Here is a 21506-nt window from a genome sequence, read left to right as displayed (position 1 = left end):
ATGTTAGCGGAAATCCCCCCGCACGTTTGCCTTTCCTGCATTTTGGCCCCGTCGCGCTGCCCTTTTCACAACAGTCGCCAGCCGTCCTGACCACCCGATCGACTTGAGCAACCCCAAACCGGGGTCAGAGCCGCGCGGGATGGCGGCCAGTAGCTGGCGGGTGTAGGGGTGCTGGGGGTTGCGGTAGAGCTCGTCGGAGTCGGCCATCTCGACCACGCTGCCGTGGTGCATCACCATCACGCGGTCCGAGATGTACTTGACCACCGCCAGGTCGTGCGAGATGAAGATGTAGCTCATCCTGTACTCGTCCTGCAGGTCCTGCAGCAGGTTCAGCACCTGGGCCTGTACCGACACGTCCAGCGCCGACACCGATTCGTCGCACACCAGGATCTCCGGCTTCATCGTCAGGCAGCGCGCGATCGCGATGCGCTGGCGCTGGCCGCCCGAGAATTCGTGCGGGTAGCGGTCGAACGCCTGTTCCGGCAGGCCGACGCGGCGCAGCAGCTGGCGCGCATGGTCGACGCGCTCGGCGTCGCTGGCGCCGATGCGGTGGATGCGCATGGGCTCGAGCAGGATCTGGCCCACCGTGAAGCGCGGATTCAGCGACGCATACGGATTCTGGAAGATGATCTGGATGCGCGGCTTGCAGGCCTGGAATGCGCGGTCGCTCATCGTCACCAGGTCGCGCCCCTCGAACAGCGCGCTGCCGCCGGTGGCGCGGTGCAGGCGCAGCAGCGTCAGGCCGACGGTGGTCTTGCCCGAGCCGGATTCGCCCACCACGCCCAGGGTCTTGCCGCGCTGCAGGGTGAACGAGACATCCTTCACGGCGTGGAACGCGCGCTTGCCGAACAGGCCCTCGCGCACGTCGAAGTGCTTGGCCAGGTTGTTGACCACCAGCACGTCTTCGCCGCCCGGCTCGTAGCCGCGCGCGCGCTGCGGCAGGACGATGCCTTCGCGCACGCGGCCGGCCAGGTAGTCGTCGATCACGGGCAGGCGCAGCGGCCGCTCGTCCAGCTTCGGACGGCAATGCAGCAGCGCCCGGGTATAGTCGTCGCGCGGCGCGCCCAGCACCTGGGCGGCGTCGCCCTCCTCGCGCACCTCGCCGTGGCGCATGACGATCACGCGGTCGGCGATCTCGCCGACGAGGCCCAGGTCGTGGGTGATGAACAGCACCGCCATGCGGCGCTGGCGCTGCAGCCGGGCGATCAGTTCCATGATCTGCTTCTGGATCGTCACGTCCAGCGCCGTCGTGGGTTCGTCGGCGATCAAGAGCTTGGGCTCGCAGGCGATCGCCATCGCGATCATCACGCGCTGCTGCTGGCCGCCCGACATCTGGCCCGGGTAGGCGTCGATCCTGGTCGCCGGGTCGGGAATGCCGACCTCCTCCAGCAGTTCCAGGGTGCGCGCGCGCGCCTGGCGCTTGTCCATGCCCATGTGCAGGCGCAGGACTTCGCCGATCTGAAAGCCGACCGTGAACACGGGATTCAGCGAGGACATCGGCTCCTGGAAGATCATCGCGATGTCCTTGCCGCACAGCCGGCGCCGTTCGCCGACGGGCAGGCCGAGCAGCTCGCGTCCGTCGAAGCGGATCGACGAGCCGTCGTGCACGATCGTCGTCTCCGGCGGCAGCAGGCCCATCACGGCCAGCGAGCCGACCGACTTGCCGCTGCCCGATTCGCCGACCAGGGCGACGGTGCCGTCCTGCGGCAGGCTGAACGAGATGCCCTTGAGGGCCTCGAACGTGTGCTTCTTGTCGGTGCGGAACGAGACGCGCAGGTTGCGCACTTCCAGCAGGGGCTCGGCGATGCGCATGGGACTATTTCACTTTCGGATCGAGCGCATCGCGCAGCGCGTCGGCGAACAGCGAGAACGCCGTCACCAGGATGGCCATGGCCCCGGCGGCGGCGGCGAGCTGCCACCACTTGCCAAGGATGAGTTCGTTCTGCGCCTCGTTCAGCATGCTGCCCCACGACACCACGCCAACCGGCACCCCGAAGCCCAGGAAGGACAGGATGACCTCGGCCTTGATGAAGCCGACCACGAGGATCGACACCTGCACCAGCGCCACGTGCGACACGTTCGGGAAGATATGGCCGAACATCTTGCGCCAGCCGGAGGCGCCGATGGCGTCGGCCGCCATCACGTACTCGCGTGCCTTGTGCTTGATGTACTCGGCGCGGATCAGCCGGTAGGGTCCGGTCCAGCCGGTCAGGCCCAGGATCAGCACGATGCTCAGCACGCCCTTGGTCTGCAGCACCGCGGCCACGGTCAGGATCATCAGGATCGACGGGATCGACGTGAAGATGCTGTAGAACCAGTTGAACAGGTCGTCCACGCGCCCGCCGTAGAAGCCGGACAGCGCCCCGAACAGCGTGCCCAGCGCCACCGCCAGCAGCGCCGCGACCAGGCCCACCACGATCGAGGTCTGGCCGCCCTTGACGGTCTTCTTGACGATGTCGTGGCCCCATTTGTCGGCGCCGAACGGCAGCGTGGCGGCCTTCGGCGCCGCCGCCGCCGCGCCGCGCGCGGCCAGCGTGGCGCGCAGCGCGTCCAGGTCGGCCGCCAGCGGGTCGAACGCGTTCGGCGGCGCCGGCGGCGCGGGACGCGCCAGCGCCGCCAGGGCCGGGTCGGGACCGAGGAAGGTCGGCGGCGCATAGTTCAGCGCGACCTCGTCCTCCCAGTCGGCGGCCACCAGGCCGGTGGCCGACAGCAGCACCGACAGCAGGAACAGGCCGACGACGGCCAGCGCCGCCATGGCGAGGCGGTCGGCGCGCAGGCGGCGCCAGGCCAGCGCCCACAGGCCGGGAGAGACGGCGGGATGGTTCGGAGTCATTGCAGTTGCACGCGCGGATCGACCGCCTGGTACATCAGGTCGGCCAGCAGGTTGAACACCATCGTGGCGGCGGCCACGTAGACCGTGATCGCCTTGATCACGGGGAAGTCGCTGCGCTCGACGGCCAGGATCACTTCGCGCCCGATGCCGGGAATGCCGAAGAAGCGTTCGAGCAGGAAGGCGCCGATCAGCAGCGCCGGCAGGTTCGACATCACGTAGGTGATGATCGGGATCGCGGCGTTGCGCAGCACGTGCACCCAGACGATGCGGCGCTCGGACAGGCCCTTGGCGCGCGCCGTGCGCACGTAGTCCTGGCCGGCCTCGTCCAGCACGAAGCTGCGGAACAGGCGCAGCGTCGGCGCCAGCGACACCGACAGGCCGATCAGGATCGGCAGCGTGGCATAGCGCAGCAGGTTCTCGCCGAGGCTCTCGCCCCAGCCCTGCACGGGGAACAGCCCCAGCTTGTAGGCCAGGCCGTACTGGAACACGATGATGTAGACGAGGATCGAGACCGACATGCCCACCGTGCACGCGACCATCACCAGGCGGTCGGTCAGCGAGCCGCGCACGAAGGCGATGGCGAGCGCCAGCGCGATGCCGATCGCGGTTTCCAGCACGGTCAGCGGCACCAGCACCGTCAGCGACGGTCCCAGGCGGCTGGCGATGATGTGCGACACGGGTTCGCCGGTGGCCCAGGCATTGCCGAAGTCGAAGGTCAGGATCTGCCTCACGAAGATGCCGAGCTGGACGTACCAGGGCTGGTCCAGGCCCAGCTGGACGCGGATGTTCTCGATGGCGCGCGCATCGGCCATCTTGCCCGCCAGCAGGTACGACGGATCGCCGCCGACCCAGTTGAACAGCAAGAACACCAGCACGATGACGCCGGCCATGGTGGGCAGCATCTGCCACAGGCGGCGCAGGATATAAGCAAGCATCGGATTCCCGGATCGACCGTCGGTGCGCCCGCCGGGCAGGCGCCGCCGCCGGCACGCCCCGTGCGGCCGACGGAAGACGCACTATAGACGAGATTGCGCGCGCCGCGTCGTGAAAAGATTTTATAAGGCCATAACCAAAAGTGGGCAAATTATGCTCGGCACATCTGTTGTATCGATGCAATAGCTGCCAGTCACAGTATTGACATAAACCATGCACGGATGTTCTGATGAATTAACTAAAAATAAAACTTTTAGTTCTTTCAGCAAAACGAGAGAGACGACGGCCGTGCCATCCCCGCCCAAGCATATGCATGCTTGAATTTTAAGCAACATGGAATGCGCGCGCGTGTCGATCAATACCGAGAAGCCCTTCAATGGAGTCGTAATGCATCAGAAGAAAGCAGTAGCACAAGCAGTGTCCCTGGCCCTCGCGTACGCCGCGTTCGGCCTGCCGGCCATGGCCCAGGACACCCAGGGTTCGATCCAGCGCGTCGAAGTGACCGGTTCGAGCATCAAGCGCGCCACCGCCGAGACCGCGTCGCCGATCCAGGTGATCAGCCGCGAAGACCTCGCCAAGTCCGGCAAGGGCACCGTCGCCGAATACCTGCAGACCCTGACCGCCGACGGCGCCGGCTCGCTGCCGACCGGCTTCGGCAACGGCTTCGCCGCCGGCTCGACCGCGATCTCGCTGCGCGGCCTGGGCGCGACCTCGACCCTGGTGCTGCTGAACGGCCGCCGCATGGCGCCGTTCGCCCGTGCCGACGACGGCCAGAAGAGCTTCACCGACCTCTCGACCGTGCCGATGGAAGCCGTCGAGCGCATCGAAGTGCTGAAGGACGGCGCTTCCGCGACCTACGGCGCCGACGCGATCGCCGGCGTGGTCAACATCATCCTGCGCAAGGACTTCACCGGCCTGGCCGCCAAGTTCGAAGCGGGCGAATCGCGCTACCGCGACGGCGAACAGGGCAAGGCCACCCTCACCTGGGGCAAGGGCCGCCTGGACGAGGACGGCTACAACTGGATGGTCAACGCCGAAGTCTACGGCAACCACCAGATCATGAACAAGGACCGTTCCGACCGTAAATGGATCGGCCACGGCGACATCCGTCCGTGGGGCTATGCCGCCAACACCCAGTTCGCTTCCGGCTACATCACCCCGGGCGCGGCCAGCCCGAGCCCGGCCGGCGCGATCCGCGATCCGAAGACCGGCAACTACGTCGGCCTGGCCGGCTGCTCGCAATTCTCGCCGGTCACCGCGCAGGACCCGAACGGCGGCTGCCTGTGGTACGCCGACCAGTTCCGCTCGATGCAGCCGCAGATCGGCGGCCTGAACCTGTACACCCGCTTCACCAAGAACCTCGACGGCGACCTGCAGCTGTACGCCGAAGCCGGCTACTCGAAGCGCGACACCGAATTCACCCTGGTGCCGCCGTCGACCAGCAGCACCGTCGCGTTCCCGCCGAACGCCAACAGCCCGACCGGCGTGATCGTCTACGGCAACACCATCCTGATGGCGCCGAACCACCCGCAGAACCCGTACGGCGCCGCCACCCGCGTGCGCTATTCGATGTTCGACGTCGGCCCCAGCACCCGTTCGGCGGACAACGAGTTCAGCCGCTTCGTCGTCGGCCTGAAGGGTTCGCGCTTCGGCTGGGACTTCGACACCGGCTACACCCACTCGCAGTCGGCGCTGGACCTGAACTACAGCAACATGATCAACATGAAGGTGCTGAAGGCCGCCCTGGGCGACCCGACCAGCCAGTACTTCCCGTACTACATCGGCACCCAGTCGAACAAGAACCCGGCCTCGCTGTACGCCGCCATGGTCACCGCCGCCAAGTCGCACTCGACCACCGAGCTGGACGTGGTCGACTTCAAGGCCTCGCGCGAACTGTTCGCCCTGCCGGGCGGTAACATGGGCCTGGCGGTCGGCGCCGAATACCGCCGCCTGAAGCTGGACAACCCGTCGCTGTCGGGTTCGGAAGACGGCACCATCAACTCGTCCTACGTGGCCGCCAAGGGCACCGACGACGTCAAGGCCGTGTTCGTCGAAGTCGCCGCCCCCGTGCTCAAGACGGTCGAGCTGACCGGCGCGGTACGCTACGACAAGTACAAGAACTTCAACTCGACCACGCCGAAGGTCGGCGCCAAGTGGACGCCGCTGAAGACCTTCGCGCTGCGCGGCACCTACTCGGAAGGCTTCCGCGCCCCGGGTCCGGCCGAATCGGGCACCCAGAGCCAGAGCACCGGCAGCTCGTCCGTGCGCGACCCGATCCGTTGCCCGGGCGGCACCCCGGCCGCCGGCGGCGCCACCCAGGCCGACTGCGCGATCTCGATCGGCGCCGTCAAGGTCGGCAACCCGGCCCTGCAACCGGAAGAGTCCAAGGGCTACACCCTGGGCCTGGTGTGGGATCCGCTGGCCAACACCAGCCTGTCGCTGGACGGCTGGAAGATCAAGCGCAGCAACGAGATCAACCCGCTGTCCTACGTCGAAGCCGCCGCGCTGCCGACCGCCATCCGCCAGGACAACAACCTGGTCGTGAACGGCGTCGCCATCCCGAACACCGGCACCCTGCTGCTGTCGAACGCGCCGTACCAGAACTCGAGCTTCACCGAGATCAAGGGTATCGACCTGGACATCAAGCAGCGCGTCCCGATGGGCGACTACGGCCGCGCCGTCGTCGGCCTGACCTGGACCCACGTCTCGTCCTGGATGCGCGCCGAGAAGAACGGCACGACCTTCCAGTACGCCGGCACCCACGGCAACTGCGACACCTCGAACTGCGCCGGCACGCCGAAGAACAAGATCAGCCTGAACGGCACCTGGGAACGTGACGCCCTGAGCGTTTCCGCGATCGCGAACTTCCGCAGCAAGATGGACAACGTCTATTTTGCCGGCGACAAGTGCGCCTCGCTGTTCGCCGATGGCCGCCCGGCCCCGAACGGCTGCGTCCTGCCGTCGTTCACCACGGTCGACCTGTCGGCACGCTACAAGCTGAGCGCCAACTGGCAGGTCTACGGCTCGATCTCGAACCTGTTCGACAAGGTCGCACCGCTGGATCCGCTGACCTACGGCGGCATGAGCTACAACCCGATGGACGCCAGCGGCGCGATCGGCCGCTTCTTCAAGGTCGGCGCACGCTACCAGTTCCAGTAATCCGCGCATGACGGCCGCCTCCGGGCGGTCGTCCATGGCAATAAAAAAGGCGAACCCTCGGGTTCGCCTTTTTTTTCGCGGCCCGCCGCGCTCGTCGCGCCGGCGCCGGGCCGGGGCCCGATGCCGTAGCGCAGCCGCGACGCCTGCAACCCGGGTCCCGGCCTGCGCCGGGACGACGTGGCGACGCTCAGGCGTCCTGCCTGATCCTGCGCTGGCGCACGCTCGCCGCCAGGTCTTCCAGCACCCCGATGCTCGTTTCCCAGTCGATGCAGCCGTCGGTCACCGACTGGCCGTAGACCAGTTCCTTGCCCGGCACCAGGTCCTGGCGCCCGCCGACCAGGTGCGACTCCACCATCACGCCGACGATGCGGTCGTCGCCGCCCGCCACCTGGCGCCCGATGTCGGCGCACACCGGCACCTGGTTCTGCGGATTCTTGCTGCTGTTGGCGTGCGAGGCGTCGATCATCAGGCGGCTCGCCAGGCCGTTCGCGGCCAGTTGCTTGCAGGCTTCCTCGACGCTGGCGGCGTCGTAGTTCGGGGCCTTGCCGCCACGCAGGATGATGTGGCAGTCCTCGTTGCCGGCGGTCGACACGATCGCCGAGTGGCCCCCCTTGGTCACGGACAGGAAGTGGTGCGGCTGCGACGCCGCCTTGATCGCGTCGGCGGCGATCTTGATGTTGCCGTCGGTACCGTTCTTGAAACCGACCGGGCAGGACAGGCCCGACGCCAGCTCGCGGTGCACCTGCGACTCGGTGGTACGGGCGCCGATCGCGCCCCAGCTGATCAGGTCGGCGATGTACTGCGGGCTGATCACGTCGAGGAACTCGGTGCCGGCCGGCAGGCCCAGCTCGTTGATGTCGCGCAGCAGCTCGCGCGCCATGCGCAGGCCGTCGTTGATGCGGAAGCTGTTGTCCATGTACGGGTCGTTGATCATGCCCTTCCACCCCACCGTGGTGCGCGGCTTCTCGAAGTACACGCGCATGACGATCTCCAGCTCGCCGGCGAAGCGCGTGCGCTGTTCGGCCAGGCGGCGCGCGTACTCCAGCGCGGCCTTCGGGTCGTGGATCGAGCACGGGCCGATCACCACCATCAGGCGATCGTCCTGGCCGTGCAGGATGCGGTGCAGCGCCACCCGTGCCTGCGACGCGGTCTGCTCCGCCTCCGGGCCTACCGGAAACTCGCGGATCAGGTGCGAGGGCGGCGTCAGTTCCTTCATTTCGCGGATGCGTAAATCGTCGGTGCGGGGCATGGGGGGTTCTCCGTTGGGCTGAAATAGGGGGCCAGTGCTGGGGGCGGAAACGAAAAAACCGCCATCGCTGGCGGTTTTTCTGGAATGCGTGTCGGACTTCGTTCTGTTGTTGCGTGAACCTGCCGCTACTCCACCGCCGTCGGGCTGGAATGGCTGAACCAAAAATAAAAGGTAAAGAAGACGGCGTGGCGCATGGTGGGTCTCGAAGTGTTCAATTGACTATAACAACAATGCAGCGCCATTGGCAAGACTTAATTTGCCACAACGCCGTCGCGTGCGGATGCCTATACAAGCAATCGGTTGCGTCATGCAGACAGCGTATTGCGGCTTGCCCATCACGCTTGAGAGATGTCAGCCCCGCCAGCGGTGCCGGTGCAACAGTCGAGACAAGCCCCGGCCGTTCCGCCTCGCCCGGCAGGGTTCCCCATCCACCAGGAACATCATCAGGAGTCCGGACATGACCGCAACCGTGTTCAACGAAACCGCCATCGCGCGCACGATCCGCCGCCTGTTCGCCGGCGGCGGCGCCGTCGGCCTGGCGATCCTGGCGCTGCCGGCGCCGGCGCACGCCCAGCAGGCCCCCGAGCCAGGCGCCCGCCCGGTCCAGCGCGTGGAGATCACCGGCAGCAACATCCGCCGCTCCGAGGCCGAGACCGCCTCGTCCGTCATCACCGTCAACCGCGCCGACATCGAACGCTCCGGCAAGAACACGGTGGCCGAACTGCTGCAGACGCTCGCCGTCGACAACCAGGGCTCGGTGCCCACCACCTTCGGCAACGGCTTCGCCGCCGGCGCCTCCGGCATCTCGCTGCGCGGCCTGGGCGCCGCGTCCACGCTGGTGCTGCTGAACGGGCGCCGCATCGCGCCCTACGGCCTGGCCGACGACGGCCAGAAGCAGTTCGCCGACCTGAACGTGATCCCGACCGACGCCGTCGACCGCATCGAGGTGCTGAAGGACGGCGCCTCGGCCATCTACGGCTCCGACGCGATCGCCGGCGTGGTCAACGTGATCCTGCGCCGCGACTACGTCGGCAACACCGTGCGCGCCTCGCGCGGCGTCGGCAAGGAGTGGGACGGCAAGCGCACCAATGCCGCCTTCACCAAGGGCGTCGGCAGCCTCGACCAGGACCGCTACAACGTGCTGTTCAGCCTCGAATACAAGAAATTCGACGAGATCTGGTACCGCGACCGCGGCAACCGCGACTGGATCGGCCGGGTCGACCTGCGCCGCTGGGGCTATTCGGCCAACGAGGCGCTGGGCGGCACCGGCGCCATCGTCCCCGGCAGCGGCGCGGCCGGCAGCGCCATCAACAGCAACGTGCGCAACCCGGCCGACATCGCCAACTACTACAACCGCGGCAACCTGGCCGGGCCGGGCTTCACCCGCACCTTCCCCGGCGCGGCCTGCGGCAACTTCACCAGCCACCCGCAGGGCGACCCGGGCGGCGGCTGCCTGATCGATGCCACGCTGCAGTACAACCAGATCGAACCGAAGCAGGAAAACATCAGCCTGTTCACGCGCGGCACCTGGCAGGCCACGCCGGACCTGCAGGCCTACAGCGAATTCAACTACTACACCAGCCAGACCGATTCCTCGACCACGCCGTCCGGCATCAGCGGCTCGGTCGGCTATCCGGGCGGCCCGGTCAACAACGCCGTCGTGCAGTTCGGCCCCACCCATCCCGACAATCCGTATTTCGGCACGGCGGCGCGGCTGCGCTACCTGGCGGCCGACGTCGGACCGCGCGCGTCGAACATCGACTCGAACTTCGTGCGCTGGATCGGCGGCGTCAAGGGCACCAGCTTCGGCTGGGAATGGGACAGCGCGCTGCTGTTCTCGCGCAACCACGTCAACAACACGCAGAACGGCTACCTGCAGCGCGACGTCGCCTTCGCCCTGCTCGACCCGAGCGCGGCCAACGTGAACGCCGCGCTGGCCGGCAGCCCGGCCTATGCGGCACTGCCGCCCGGTACCGTGTGGCGCATCGGCGAGAACGCCGGGCTGAATTCGCCGGCGCTGTACGCGGCGCTGTCGCCCACCATCGGCAACACGGCGCGCAGCAAGGTCGGCCAGTGGGACGTCAAGGCCTCGCGCTCCTTCCCCGGCATCCTGCCCAGCGGCGACCTGGGCCTGGCGCTGGGGGCCGAATGGCGCCACGAGAAGACCGAGCTGGTGCCCACCACCGGCACCGAGCGCGGCAACGTCATCGGCCTGGGCTATTCCGCCTACCGCGGCTCGCGCAACGTGTTCGCCCTGTACGGCGAGGCGCTGGCGCCGCTGCCGTACCAGCTCGAGGCGTCGGCCGCGCTGCGCTGGGACCACTTCACCGACGTGGGCAACTCCTACACCCCGAAATTCGGGCTGAAATGGACGCCGGCACGCACGTTCGCCCTGCGCGGCACCTTCGCGCGCGGCTTCCGGGCGCCCAGCCCGGCCGAGAACGGCGTGGGCGGCCTGGCCGCCTATTCCACCGCGTCCGACCCGGTGCGCTGCGCGCTGGGCGTGCCGGGCACCTGCTCGCCGGCCTCGGTGGCGCTGATCACGTCGCCGAACCCGGACCTGTCGCCGGAGCGCTCGCGCAGCTACAACCTGGGCGCGATCTGGGATCCGCTGCCGCGCACCAGCATCTCGGTCGACTACTGGAAGATCAAGCGCAAGAACGAGATCAACCAGGAACAGGTCGACGCCGCCATCGCGGCCGGCTCAGTGGCGCGCGACCCCGGCAGCGTCAGCGGCATCCCGGGCGACCCCGGCGCCATCACGGCCGTGCTCACGCGCTACGTCAACTCGGCGCAGACCCAGGTGCGCGGCCTCGACATCGACGCCCGCTACCAGCACCGCCTGCCGGACACCTGGGGGAACCTGTCCTTCGACGTCAAGTACACCCACCTGTTCGAATGGGAGCGCAAGGAGCGCGACGGCAGCGCGCGCGACTTCGCCGGCACCCACGGCAACTGCGACGTCACCAACTGCACGGGCACGCCGGACGACCGCGCCAACCTGCGCATCGGCTGGGACCGCAACGACTGGCGGGTGTCGTTCAACGTGAACTACCGGGGCAAGCTGGACAACACCCTGTTCAAGGACGACCCGGACGGCTGCGCCAGCGTCTACGCCGACGGCGCCGACGCCCCGAACGGCTGCAAGCTGGCCTCGTTCACCACCTTCGACCTCGTGGCGCGCTGGAAGCCGCTGCCGGCCTGGGAAATCTATGGCTCGATCCAGAACCTGTTCGACAAGGTGGCGCCGCTCGACCCGCTGACCTATGGCGCGCAGGCCTACAACCCGCTCGACTACGAGGGGGCGCGCGGGCGTTACTTCACGCTGGGGGCGCGGTACACGTTTTGATGCAGGAACGTCGCCGTAAACGACGTCGCCCCGGCGCAGGCCGGGGCCCAATCTTGCAAGCATGGCGGTAATGCATGCAGCAATTGGACCCCGGCCTACGCCGGGGCGACGGGTCGTACGTCGGCGATCGTTGTCAGGCCATCAAGCCGTCCCGCCCACCGTCACGCCATCGATGCGCAGGGTCGGCTGGCCCACGCCCACCGGCACGCTCTGGCCTTCCTTGCCGCACACGCCCACGCCCGAATCCAGGCGCATGTCGTTGCCGATCATGGAGATGCGGTTCATGGTGTCCGGGCCGTTGCCGATCAGGGTGGCGCCCTTCACCGGGTACGTCACCTTGCCGTCCTCGATCATGTAGGCCTCGCTGGCCGAGAACACGAACTTGCCGTTGGTGATGTCGACCTGGCCGCCGCCGAAATTGACCGCGTACAGGCCGTTCTTGACCGAGGCCAGGATCTCGGCCGGGTCCTTGTCGCCGGCCAGCATGTAGGTATTGGTCATGCGCGGCATCGGCAGGTGGGCGAAGGATTCGCGGCGCGCGTTGCCGGTGACCGGCATCTTCATCAGGCGCGCGTTCATCGTGTCCTGGATGTAGCCCTTCAGGATGCCGTCCTCGATGAGGGTCGTGCACTGGGTGGGATTGCCCTCGTCATCCATGTTGAGCGAGCCGCGGCGGTCCTGCAGCGTGCCGTCGTCGACCACCGTGACGCCCTTGGCGGCGACGCGCTGGCCGATCATGCCGGCATAGGCCGACGACCCCTTGCGGTTGAAGTCGCCTTCCAGGCCGTGGCCGACCGCCTCGTGCAGCAGCACGCCGGGCCAGCCCGGGCCGAGCACGATGGTCATCGGGCCGGCCGGCGCCGGCCGCGCTTCCAGGTTGACGAGGGCCGCCTTGACCGCTTCGCTGGCGTACTTGTCGAGCAGTTCCTCACTGAAATAACCGTAGTCGTAGCGGCCGCCGCCGCCCGACGAGCCGACTTCGCGCCGGCCGTTCTGCTCGGCGATCACGGTGACCGAGACGCGCACCAGCGGGCGGATGTCGGCCGCCAGCACGCCGTCGCTGCGCACCACCAGCACGACGTCGTACTCGCCGGCCAGGCTGGCCATCACCTGCACCACGCGCGGGTCCTTGGCGCGCGCGATCTTCTCGACGCGTTCCAGCAGCGCGACCTTGGCGGTGGCGTCCAGCGAGTTCAGGGGATCGTGCGGCAGGTACAGCGAACGGCCGCCGGACGGCGTCACCTGCGCGGCCACCTTGATGCGGCCGCTGCCGGCGCGCGCGATCGTGCGGGTGGCGGCGGCGGCGTCCAGCAGGGCCGCCTGCGAGATGTCGTCCGAATAGGCGAAGGCGGTCTTGTCGCCGGACACGGCGCGCACGCCGACGCCCTGGTCGATCGAGAAGCTGCCGCTCTTGACGATGCCTTCTTCCAGGCTCCAGCCTTCGCTCTTGGTGAACTGGAAATACAGGTCGGCGTAGTCGACCTTGTGCGTGAACATCGTCCCGAGCGTCGTGATCAGCTTGCCTTCGTCGAGTCCGAACGGCGTCAGGAGGACATCGCGCGCGACGGCGAGGGAGGAAAGGTTCGGTTCGAATGGAGTCATGTGCGTGGGGTCTTTCAGGTAAGGATGGAGGCATTGTGCCATATCCGTCCGCAGGGGTCAGGGCACGCGTCCTTTTGGCGTCCCGGGCCGGTCTGCGCGCCGCGCCGGCAACCCACCGGGCAGGTCGCAGGGTGCGCCCTGCCCCGCCGCTACATCCTGCGGTGCTTCAGGGCCGGCAGGCTCTCGCGCACCCTGGCCATGAATTCGCCGTCGATCTCGCCGACGACCACGCCCTCGCCTTCCGGCAACACCGCCTGCACCTCGCCCCACGGGTCGACCAGCATGCTGTGGCCATAGGTGCGGCGGCCGTTGCGGTGCGTGCCGCCCTGGGCCGACGCCAGCACGTAGCACTGGTTCTCGATCGCGCGGGCGCGCAGCAGCACTTCCCAGTGGGCGCTGCCGGTCGTGTAGGTGAAGGCGGCCGGCACCACGACCAGCGCGCAGTCGCCCATCGCGCGGAACAGTTCCGGGAAGCGCAGGTCGTAGCAGATCGACATCCCGACGCGGCCGAACGGGGCCTCGAAGCTGCCGACGGTGGCGCCGGGGACGATGGTACGCGCTTCGTCGTAGGATTCGCTGCCCTTGTTGAAGCCGAACAGGTGGATCTTGTCGTAGCGCCCGGCCGGCCGGCCGTCGGGACCGTGCACGAGCGTCGTGTTGAGCACCTTGCCGGCGTCGCCCGACACCAGCGGCAGCGTGCCGCCGATCAGCCAGATGCCGTGCTCGCGCGCCCGGGCCGCAAGGAAGTCCTGGATCGGTCCCGCGCCCGGCTGCTCGGCGCGCGCCACCTTGTCGGCGTCGCTCATGCCCATGATCGGCCAGTATTCCGGCAGGGTCACCAGGCGCGCGCCGCGGCCGGCGGCCTCGGCGATCAGGCGGCCGGCGGTCGCCAGGTTCTCGTCCACGACGGGCGTGGACACCATCTGCACTGCTGCGACGGTCGTTTTCATTGCGCTTCCTTGTCTTGCGCGGCGGCGGCCGCGGGACGCTTCTGCGCGGCCGCGTCGGCCGCGGGGTTGTCCAGTTTGACGATATTCGGCGATTTCCACGGTCCTGTCACCTGCATATGGTAGGTGAGCGCCTTCATCACCGGCGCGCGCAGGAACAGCTGGGCCAGGAAGCTGCCCAGGCCGATGACCGGGTTGACTGCCAGGCCGTAGACCAGCGGACCGGTGCCGAGGTTGAACTCCGGGATCACGACCACGTGCAGGTTGGTCGATTCGTTGGCGATGTCGGCGCTGCCGTCCATCAGCACCGTCGCTGCCACGCCGTGCATCTTGAGGTTGTCGGTGCGCACGACGCCGCGCTGGATCAGCGCATTGGCCGTGATGCCGTCGAAGGCCAGGCCTTCCGAGAACACGTCGTGGAAGTCGAGCTTGAGCATGCGCGGCAGCATCTGCAGGCTCAGCACGCCCAGCAGCTTGGCCGCGCCCGGGTCCTGCTTGAGGAACTGGCCGTCCTCGACGTTCATCTGGACCTGGCCCGACAGGCTGGGGATGTCGAGCGCATACGGCAGGCCGGCCCAGGACAGGTCGCCCGACAGCTTGCCCTTGCCGCGCCGCAGCGTCTCGGGGAAGCCGAGGCGGTCCAGCAGGCGGCCCGCGTCATGGATGTCGAGGTTGAAATTGAGCGCCGTATTGCTCTTGCCGTCGCGCGTGAGCCAGCGGCCGTTGGCCTTCAGCTGGCCATCCGGGTTGCCCAGGCTCAGGCGCTCGATGCGCCACTCGCGCCCGGCCAGCGCCTGGGCATTGCTGGCGACCAGCTCCAGGCGGCCCAGCTGCTTGTCGAACAGCTCGAAGCGCTCGGCCACGATGTCCAGGCCCGGGATGCCGGCCACGCCGCCCTTGTTCGACTCGAGCAGGTCCTTGACCTCGTTGGCCGAGGATTCCGGGATGTCGAGCGAGGCCAGGCGCGCCGTCACCTTGCCCATGCCCTGCCCGTTCGGCGTGTCGTTCCAGGTGACCCAGCCGACCGCCTGGCGCGAATCGATGCTGGCCTGCCAGGAACCCGGCTGGTGGGTCACGCCGACCACGACGTCGCGCAGCGCGCGCTCGCCGATCACCAGTTCGCCGGCGCGCACCGCGATGGTGTCCGGCACCAGGTACTGCGCCATGCCGCCGGCCTCGGCGCCGGCGGCCGATGGCGCGCCCGGGGCCTCGGCCGGGCCGGCGATCTCGGTCGCCGCCGCCAGCCAGCGGTCGACGTTGAGCGCTTTCATGTTGACGTTGATCATCATGCCGCCGTCCGGCTCCGGCGCCGGCGCGTTGACGCCGATGCCGCCGCGCTTGACGATCCACGGACCGTGCGGCTGGTGTTCGCGCTGGTAGCGGGCGGCGGCCAGGTTGCCGAGCGCGACGCGGATCTCGTCGCGGCCGGTGCCGTCGGCGGCGGTCGGCTGGGCGGCCAGCGTGAAGTGCAGCGGCAGCGCGTCGGCGGCCGGCTTGTTCAGGGGTGCCGGCAGCTCGATGCCCAGGCCCGCCAGGTTCGAGTCGAGCACGATCAGGGTCTGGCGGTCCTTGACGGTGACGCTGCCGCCGAAGCGCGCGCCGCCCGACAGCCTGGCGCCCAGGCGCTGCAGCGCCGGCAGCGAGGCCGTGTTGCGCATGCCCTCGGCGCTGGCGCTGCCGGCCATGCGGATCACGATGGCGCCGTCGCGCTGGGTGCCGCCGGACAGCTGCAGCGGACCGCCCAGGAAGCTGGCGCCCACGCCGTTCAGGTTGACGCCATGCTCGGAAAACTCGATGCGCCCCAGCGCCGCCTGGATCGGCGGCAGTTCCGGGAACAGCACCACGTCGTTGTTCTGCAATTGCAGCGCTCCCTGCACCCTGGCGTCGTGCAGGCTGGCCAGCGGCAGGTGCAGCTTCAGGCCCAGCTTCGCCGGGCCGCTGCCCACGGTGCCCTCGGTGAAGTGGCCGATCCATTCCAGCACCGGCGTGGCGGCCACGTAGCGCAGGAATTCCTGCAGCGGGCCGGCGGCGTTGCCGTCGATGTCGAGCATCAGCTCGTGCGCGCCGAGGTCCGGGATCACGGCGCGCACGTTGGACAGGGCCACGCCGGCCGTGCGCGCGGTGTCGCCGTGGATTTCCATGCGCGCGCGGTCGAACACGATCGTGCCGTCGATGTTCTCGGCCAGCGGCCACATCGGCGCCTTGCCGTCGGCGCCGACGTGGCCGGGGGCGTACTCCAGCTTGCCGCCCTCGATGCGGCCGCTGACGCGGAACTCGCCGCGCGCGCGCTCGGCGGCATTGCCGGCGTAGAACGGGAAGCGGGACAGGTCGCCGCGCAGGCGCAGGCGCGCGTCGTGCAGGGTGCCGCCCTGCAGCGCGCCGGTCAGCCAGTCGCGCAGGTGCGCGTGGGTGGCCAGCGGCAGCCAGCGTCCGATGCTGGCGATGTCGAAGTTGTCGACGGTGGCATGGATGTCCGCCGTGCCGGGCCCCTGGCCGGGCCCCAGCGGCAGCACGTGGCGGCCCGACAGCGAGGCCTTCAGCGCGCCCTGGGTCAGGTTCATGCTGTCGACCTCGACCAGCAGGCGGTCGTCCTGCGGCCAGGTCCAGCGCGCGCGCAGCGCCAGGCGGTCGAACGCCATTTCCGGGTCGGCGAACCAGGCCGGCATGGCCAGCGCGAACTGGTCGGCATCCACGTCGACGCTGCCGCCCTCGTCGCTGGCGTCGATGCGGCCGCTCAGGTTGCGAAAACCCGGCAGCGCGGCGCGCGCGGCGACGGCCGGACGGCCGGGAGCGGCCGCGACGGCGGCGCGCGCCGCCAGCGGGGCCAGGCCCAGGTTCTCGACCTGGCCACGCACGCGGTAGCCGGACAGGTCGGGGAAGCGGCCGCGCCACTCGGCGTCGACGTCGACCAGGCGGCCGCGCGGCGCCAGCTCGGCCAGCAGCTGGCGCTGCGCCTGCGCCAGCGGCAGCTGCACCGCCAGCGCGGCCAGCGCGCCCAGGTCGACCTGCTCGGCGCGCACGCGGAAGCGCTCACGCTGGCCGCGCGCGGCCGGGCGCCACGATTCCGACAGCGTGGCCGGCGGCAGCACGGTGCCGTCGCGCGTGGCCACGGAAAAATTCTCGAGCCTGATGTCGTGGCCCAGCGCGCCGAAGGTCGGCTTGCCGTCGCCTTCGCCGGGGGCGATGGTCTCGCTGACCGACAGCCGGCCGGCCATGCGCGCCAGCGCCAGTGGCGCCGCGTCCGGCGCCAGGCGCGCCTGCACGCCGGCCAGCGCCAGGTCGGCGGTGAAGCCGGCCAGGCGCGCATGGTCGAAATCGAGCCAGGCGCGCACCGAGCCGCGGCCCTGCTGCAGCGCGAACGGATAATCGAAGTAGCGGCGCCAGGCGGCCAGGTCGGTATTGCGCAGGTCGGCGTACAGCTCGCCCTTCCAGCGCGCCGCGTCCGCCGGCCGCGCGAACGCGGGATGCGTGAAGCGCGCGCGCACGTCCAGCGGCTCGCCCTGCGGCCGCCCGGCGATGCGCGGCTGCGCCGCCTTGAGCGCGAAACGATGCGTGGTCCAGCGGTTGTCCAGCACCATCGTCACGCCGGACAGGTTCAGCACCGGCGCGCCGCGCAGCGCGTCGTCCCAGGACAGGCGGCCCTCGCGGATCACGATCTCGCGCTGGCGCAGCAGCCAGTCGGCGCCGCCGCCCTCTTTCTTTTCATGCGGGTCGATGCGCACGCCGGCTACGTAGACGACGCCGGCGGCGTCGCGCCGCACGTCCAGTTCGGGGCGGTTGATCTCGATCGATTCGAAGCGCGGCTCGGCGGCCGCCACCGACCACCAGGACAGCGTGGCCGACACCGAAGGCAGCGCCAGCAGCTGGCGGCCGTCGCGGTCGCGCAAGTGCACGTCGCCGAGGTAGAGGTTGGGATGCAGGCCGCGCCAGGAGGCGTAGACGCGGGAAATGGTCACCGGATTGCCGAGCGCGCGGCTGGCGGCGCGCTCGATGTCCGGCTTGTACATGTCGATATTCGGGAGGATCGCCCAGCGCAGCGCCAGGAACAGCACCATGAAGGCGAAGTAGACGAGCAGGCCGGCCTTGATCGTGAAGCCCAGCACATGGTGCGAGGCCAGGTTGGCGTAGCGGTAGCAGGCGCGCGCGCGCGCCCAGCGCTCGGCCAGGGCCGGATGCGCGTGGGCAGGCGCGCCGGCCTGCGGCGGTCCGCGCTCCTGCTCGCTCTGCTGTTCCGCCTGCGGTTCCGGGTTGTGCATCAAGGTGCTCAAAAGCTCGCCGTCGTGGGGGATGCCGGCGCCGATGCCGCCGCCGGTGCCCCCCGTGTGTATTCGCCGTGTATATTCGTCAATAAGAGAGCGCTTGCAACATTCGCGGCGTCCGCCTTACCATCACGCTGACCCAGGGCAGCGTGGCGGGCAATTTTACCGCATAGAAAGCCTCGCGGAACGCACAACACTCGTCTGGAGTCGTCATGACGCACGCATCACCCGAACAAGCCCACGCTTCCCCCGCCGGTACGCCGGCCGCCGTGTCGCGCTTTTACCAACGCTGGCTCGCCGCCGCGCCGGAGCGCGCCGGGCGCCTGGACGCCGTGTCCGGATTATCGCTGGCCCGGCTGGATCTTGGCGCAACGCTGGAGGCCGAGGCGGCCAACGCCCCCCACGGCGGCACGCTGCGGCTGGGCCGCGCCATGCGCCGCCTGCGCAACCTGCTGGTATGCGCCCTGATCCGGCGCGACCTCGAGGGCCGCGCCGACCTCGACGAGGTCGTCACGGCGATGAGCCGCTTCGCCGACTTCGCCGTCCAGCGCCACCTGGCCGAGCTGATGGCCGAGATGACGGCCGCGCACGGCACGCCCGTCGGCGACGAATCCGGCCGGCCCCAGCAGATGATGGTGCTGGCGATGGGCAAGCACGGCGGCTTCGAGCTGAACGTCTCGTCCGACATCGACCTGATCTTCGTCTATCCGGAAGACGGCGAGACGCGCCCCGACCGGCCCGGCCAGAAGGTGTTGTCGAACCACGAATTCTTCGTGCGCCTGGGCCGCAAGCTCATCGCCGCCCTGGCGGAGATCACCGAGGACGGTTTCACGTTCCGCGTGGACATGGCGCTGCGCCCGAACGGCAAGTCGGGGCCACTGGCGGCCAGCCTGAACATGGTCGAGGACTACCTGATCGTCCAGGGCCGCGAATGGGAACGCTATGCCTGGGTCAAGGCGCGCGCCGTCACCGGCGCCGCCGAGGACATCGCCGCGCTCGACGCCATCGTGCGTCCGTTCGTGTTCCGGCGCTACCTCGACTTCGGCGTGATCGACGCGATCCGCAACATGCACGCCCAGATCCGCGCCGAGGTCAACCGCCAGGAACGCCTGCATCCGGAGCGCAGCCACAACGTCAAGCTGGGACGCGGCGGCATCCGCGAGATCGAGTTCCTGGCCCAGGTGTTCCAGCTGATCCGCGGCGGGCGCGACCCGGCCCTGCGCGAGCGCTCCACGCGCCTGACGCTGGGCCTGCTGGCCGAGCGCGAGCTGCTCACGGCCGACGTGGTCGAGCGCCTGCTCGAAGCCTACACCTTCCTGCGCAACCTCGAACACCGGCTGCAATACCTGGAAGACGCCCAGACCCACACGCTGCCGCCGTCGCCGGACGACCGCGCCACCGTGGCGCGCATGATGGGCATGGCCGACGAGGCCGCCCTGCTGGCCGCGCTGGACGCACGCCGCCGCTTCGTGGCCGAGCAGTTCGACGCCATGTTCGCCGACAAGGCGGGCAATGCCGAGCAGGTCGATCCGGACGTGGCCGTGGGCGACGCCGACAGCCGCGAGGAGATCGCCGCGCGGCTGGCCGCGCAGGGCTTCGACGATGCCCAGGGCGCCGCCGCGCGCCTGGTGGCGACCTGGCAGGCGCCGCGCCTGCAGACCCTGCCCGAGGCCAGCCGCATGCGCCTGGTGGCGCTGGTGAACGCCGCCCTGCCCCTGGTCGCCCAGGTGGTGCGCGAGGCCGGCCTGGGCAGCCATGCGGCCACGCTCGGGCGCCTGCTCGACTTCTTCGAGGCGATCGCGCGCCGCTCGGCCTACCTGTCGCTGCTGACCGAATACCCGCACACGCTCGAGCGCGTGATCCGCATGATCAACGCCAGCGGCTGGGCCGCGACCTTCCTGACCCAGCACCCGATCCTGCTCGACGAGCTGCTCGACGACCGCGTCGGCGGCGCCGAGGATCTCGCGCCGCTGGCGGCGGAACTGGCGACGCGCCTGGACGCCGCCGACGGCGACACCGAGCGCCAGCTCGACATCCTGCGCGAAGCCCACCATGCCCAGATGTTCCGCCTGCTCGCGCTGGACCTGGCCGGCGAGCTGTCGGTCGAGCGCCTGGCCGACCACCTGTCGGCGCTGGCCGACCTGGTCGTCGCCGAAACCGTGCGGCGCGCCTGGCGCACGATCCCCAAGCGCCACCGCGAGGTGCCGCGCTTCGCCGTGATCGCCTATGGCAAGCTGGGCGGCAAGGAGCTCGGCTACGTGTCCGACCTCGACGTGATCTTCCTGTTCGACGACGACGACCAGGACGCTCCCGCCAATTACGCCAGGCTGGCCCAGCGCTTCATCACGTGGATGACCACGCACACCCCGGCCGGCATCCTGTTCGACATCGACACGGCGCTGCGTCCGGACGGCGCCAGCGGCATGCTGGTGTCGTCGGTGGCGGCGTTCGAGCGCTACCAGCGTTCCTCGGCCTGGATCTGGGAACACCAGGCGCTCACCCGGGCCCGCTTCTGCGCCGGCGACGCCGCCATCGGCGCGCGCTTCGAGGCGATCCGCGAGGACGTGCTGCGCCAGGACCGGTCCGGCCGCGCGGACGAGCTGCGCGCCGAAGTCGTCAAGATGCGCCAGCGCATGCGCGACGCCCATCCGCACCGCAGCGGCCTGTTCGACCTCAAGCAGGACGAAGGCGGGATGATCGACATCGAGTTCATCGTCCAGTACCTGGTGCTGCTGCACGCCGCCGCCTGGCCGCAGCTGACCGTCAACGTCGGCAACATCGCCCTGCTGCGCCTGTGCGGCCAGCTCGGCCTGGTCGATGCGCAGCTGGCCGAGGGCGCGGCCGCCGCCTACCGCGCGATGCGCCGCCTGCAGCACCAGGTCCGGCTGCAGGGGCAGGACGCGGCGCACGTCGACCCGGCGCTGGTGGCGACGCACGCGGCCGCCGTCACGCGACTGTGGCGGGCCTGCCTCGGCGCCTGAGCGCCCGGCGCCCGGGCGGCGCCACGCCGTTTTCCCACCTGCTCTCCTCGTTCGCAGCCGTTGCGTGCGCCGCACGCACGGCCTTTCCATCGCACTTTCCGCGGGCATCCTCGCACTGGCAACAAGCAATTCCATTCCATTGCGGTGCATGTTGCAATGCCGCATGTTGTTTTTTGTCCACCTTCCAAAAGAAC

At 69.3% G+C, this 21506-nt stretch carries 10 protein-coding genes; 3 read left to right on the top strand and 7 right to left on the bottom strand.

Annotated features, from left to right (window positions below):
• Nucleotides 1-3: 3 nt before the first annotated feature.
• From QZ749_RS11230 to QZ749_RS11220, 3 genes are read right to left on the bottom strand one after another with little or no spacing between them, the layout of a single operon-like run.
• Nucleotides 4-1812 (bottom strand): ABC transporter ATP-binding protein, encoded by a 1809-nt coding sequence (locus QZ749_RS11230; RefSeq protein WP_296946629.1) that lies wholly within the window; start codon nt 1810-1812, stop codon nt 4-6.
• 4 nt (nt 1813-1816) lie between these two features.
• Nucleotides 1817-2833 carry an ABC transporter permease gene (locus QZ749_RS11225; RefSeq protein WP_296946627.1) on the bottom strand — a complete coding sequence of 339 codons (1017 nt, stop codon included), beginning with the start codon at nt 2831-2833 and terminating at the stop codon, nt 1817-1819.
• On the bottom strand, nt 2830-3768 hold the full coding sequence (locus tag QZ749_RS11220; RefSeq protein ID WP_296946624.1) for an ABC transporter permease: 939 nt from the start codon (nt 3766-3768) through the stop codon (nt 2830-2832). Before QZ749_RS11220 ends, QZ749_RS11225 begins: the two co-directional genes overlap by 4 nt.
• A 415-nt stretch (nt 3769-4183) precedes the next feature.
• Here QZ749_RS11220 and QZ749_RS11215 point away from each other — a divergent pair, with 415 nt between their 5' ends.
• The gene (locus QZ749_RS11215; RefSeq protein WP_296946621.1) at nt 4184-6925 is read left to right on the top strand and encodes a TonB-dependent receptor; all 2742 of its coding nucleotides are present in this window, start codon (nt 4184-4186) and stop codon (nt 6923-6925) included.
• Between the two features lie 187 nt (nt 6926-7112).
• On the opposite strand, the gene aroG is transcribed toward QZ749_RS11215, so the two are convergent.
• Complete coding sequence (gene aroG / locus QZ749_RS11210; RefSeq protein WP_296946618.1) at nt 7113-8174, bottom strand: 3-deoxy-7-phosphoheptulonate synthase AroG; 1062 nt, start codon at nt 8172-8174, stop codon at nt 7113-7115.
• Between the two features lie 457 nt (nt 8175-8631).
• On the opposite strand from aroG, the gene QZ749_RS11205 reads away from it, so the two are divergent.
• Nucleotides 8632-11523, top strand: coding sequence for a TonB-dependent receptor (locus tag QZ749_RS11205; protein ID WP_296946617.1), 2892 nt, complete (start codon nt 8632-8634; stop codon nt 11521-11523).
• A 141-nt stretch (nt 11524-11664) separates the two neighbouring features.
• On the opposite strand, the gene tldD is transcribed toward QZ749_RS11205, so the two are convergent.
• From tldD to QZ749_RS11190, 3 genes are all read right to left on the bottom strand, one after another.
• A complete protein-coding gene (tldD, locus tag QZ749_RS11200) occupies nt 11665-13125 on the bottom strand; it encodes a metalloprotease TldD (protein WP_296946615.1) in 1461 nt (486 codons plus the stop codon).
• A 149-nt stretch (nt 13126-13274) separates the two neighbouring features.
• A complete protein-coding gene (locus QZ749_RS11195) occupies nt 13275-14075 on the bottom strand; it encodes a carbon-nitrogen hydrolase family protein (protein ID WP_296946614.1) in 801 nt (266 codons plus the stop codon).
• Nucleotides 14072-18340: a YhdP family protein gene (locus tag QZ749_RS11190; protein ID WP_296946611.1), complete on the bottom strand. Its 4269-nt coding sequence runs from the start codon at nt 18338-18340 to the stop codon at nt 14072-14074. Before QZ749_RS11190 ends, QZ749_RS11195 begins: the two co-directional genes overlap by 4 nt.
• A 203-nt stretch (nt 18341-18543) precedes the next feature.
• Between QZ749_RS11190 and glnE the strand changes: the two genes are divergently transcribed.
• Entirely contained in the window at nt 18544-21312 is a 2769-nt protein-coding gene (gene glnE / locus QZ749_RS11185) for a bifunctional [glutamate--ammonia ligase]-adenylyl-L-tyrosine phosphorylase/[glutamate--ammonia-ligase] adenylyltransferase (RefSeq protein WP_296946608.1), read from the top strand.
• Nucleotides 21313-21506: the final 194 nt, after the last annotated feature.

The organism is uncultured Massilia sp. (assembly GCF_913773735.1).
Lineage (GTDB): Bacteria > Pseudomonadota > Gammaproteobacteria > Burkholderiales > Burkholderiaceae_D > Telluria.
This window is presented reverse-complemented; position numbering and strand designations above follow the sequence as displayed.

What these genes read in the sequence shown, in the direction of transcription:
- QZ749_RS11230 (WP_296946629.1), bottom strand. Translation starts at nt 1,812, where the DNA reads ATGCGCATCGCCGAGCCCCTGCTGGAAGTGCGCAACCTGCGCGTCTCG.
- QZ749_RS11225 (WP_296946627.1), bottom strand. Translation starts at nt 2,833, where the DNA reads ATGACTCCGAACCATCCCGCCGTCTCTCCCGGCCTGTGGGCGCTGGCC.
- QZ749_RS11220 (WP_296946624.1), bottom strand. Translation starts at nt 3,768, where the DNA reads ATGCTTGCTTATATCCTGCGCCGCCTGTGGCAGATGCTGCCCACCATG.
- aroG (WP_296946618.1), bottom strand. Translation starts at nt 8,174, where the DNA reads ATGCCCCGCACCGACGATTTACGCATCCGCGAAATGAAGGAACTGACG.
- QZ749_RS11205 (WP_296946617.1), top strand. Translation starts at nt 8,632, where the DNA reads ATGACCGCAACCGTGTTCAACGAAACCGCCATCGCGCGCACGATCCGC.
- tldD (WP_296946615.1), bottom strand. Translation starts at nt 13,125, where the DNA reads ATGACTCCATTCGAACCGAACCTTTCCTCCCTCGCCGTCGCGCGCGAT.
- QZ749_RS11195 (WP_296946614.1), bottom strand. Translation starts at nt 14,075, where the DNA reads ATGAAAACGACCGTCGCAGCAGTGCAGATGGTGTCCACGCCCGTCGTG.
- glnE (WP_296946608.1), top strand. Translation starts at nt 18,544, where the DNA reads ATGACGCACGCATCACCCGAACAAGCCCACGCTTCCCCCGCCGGTACG.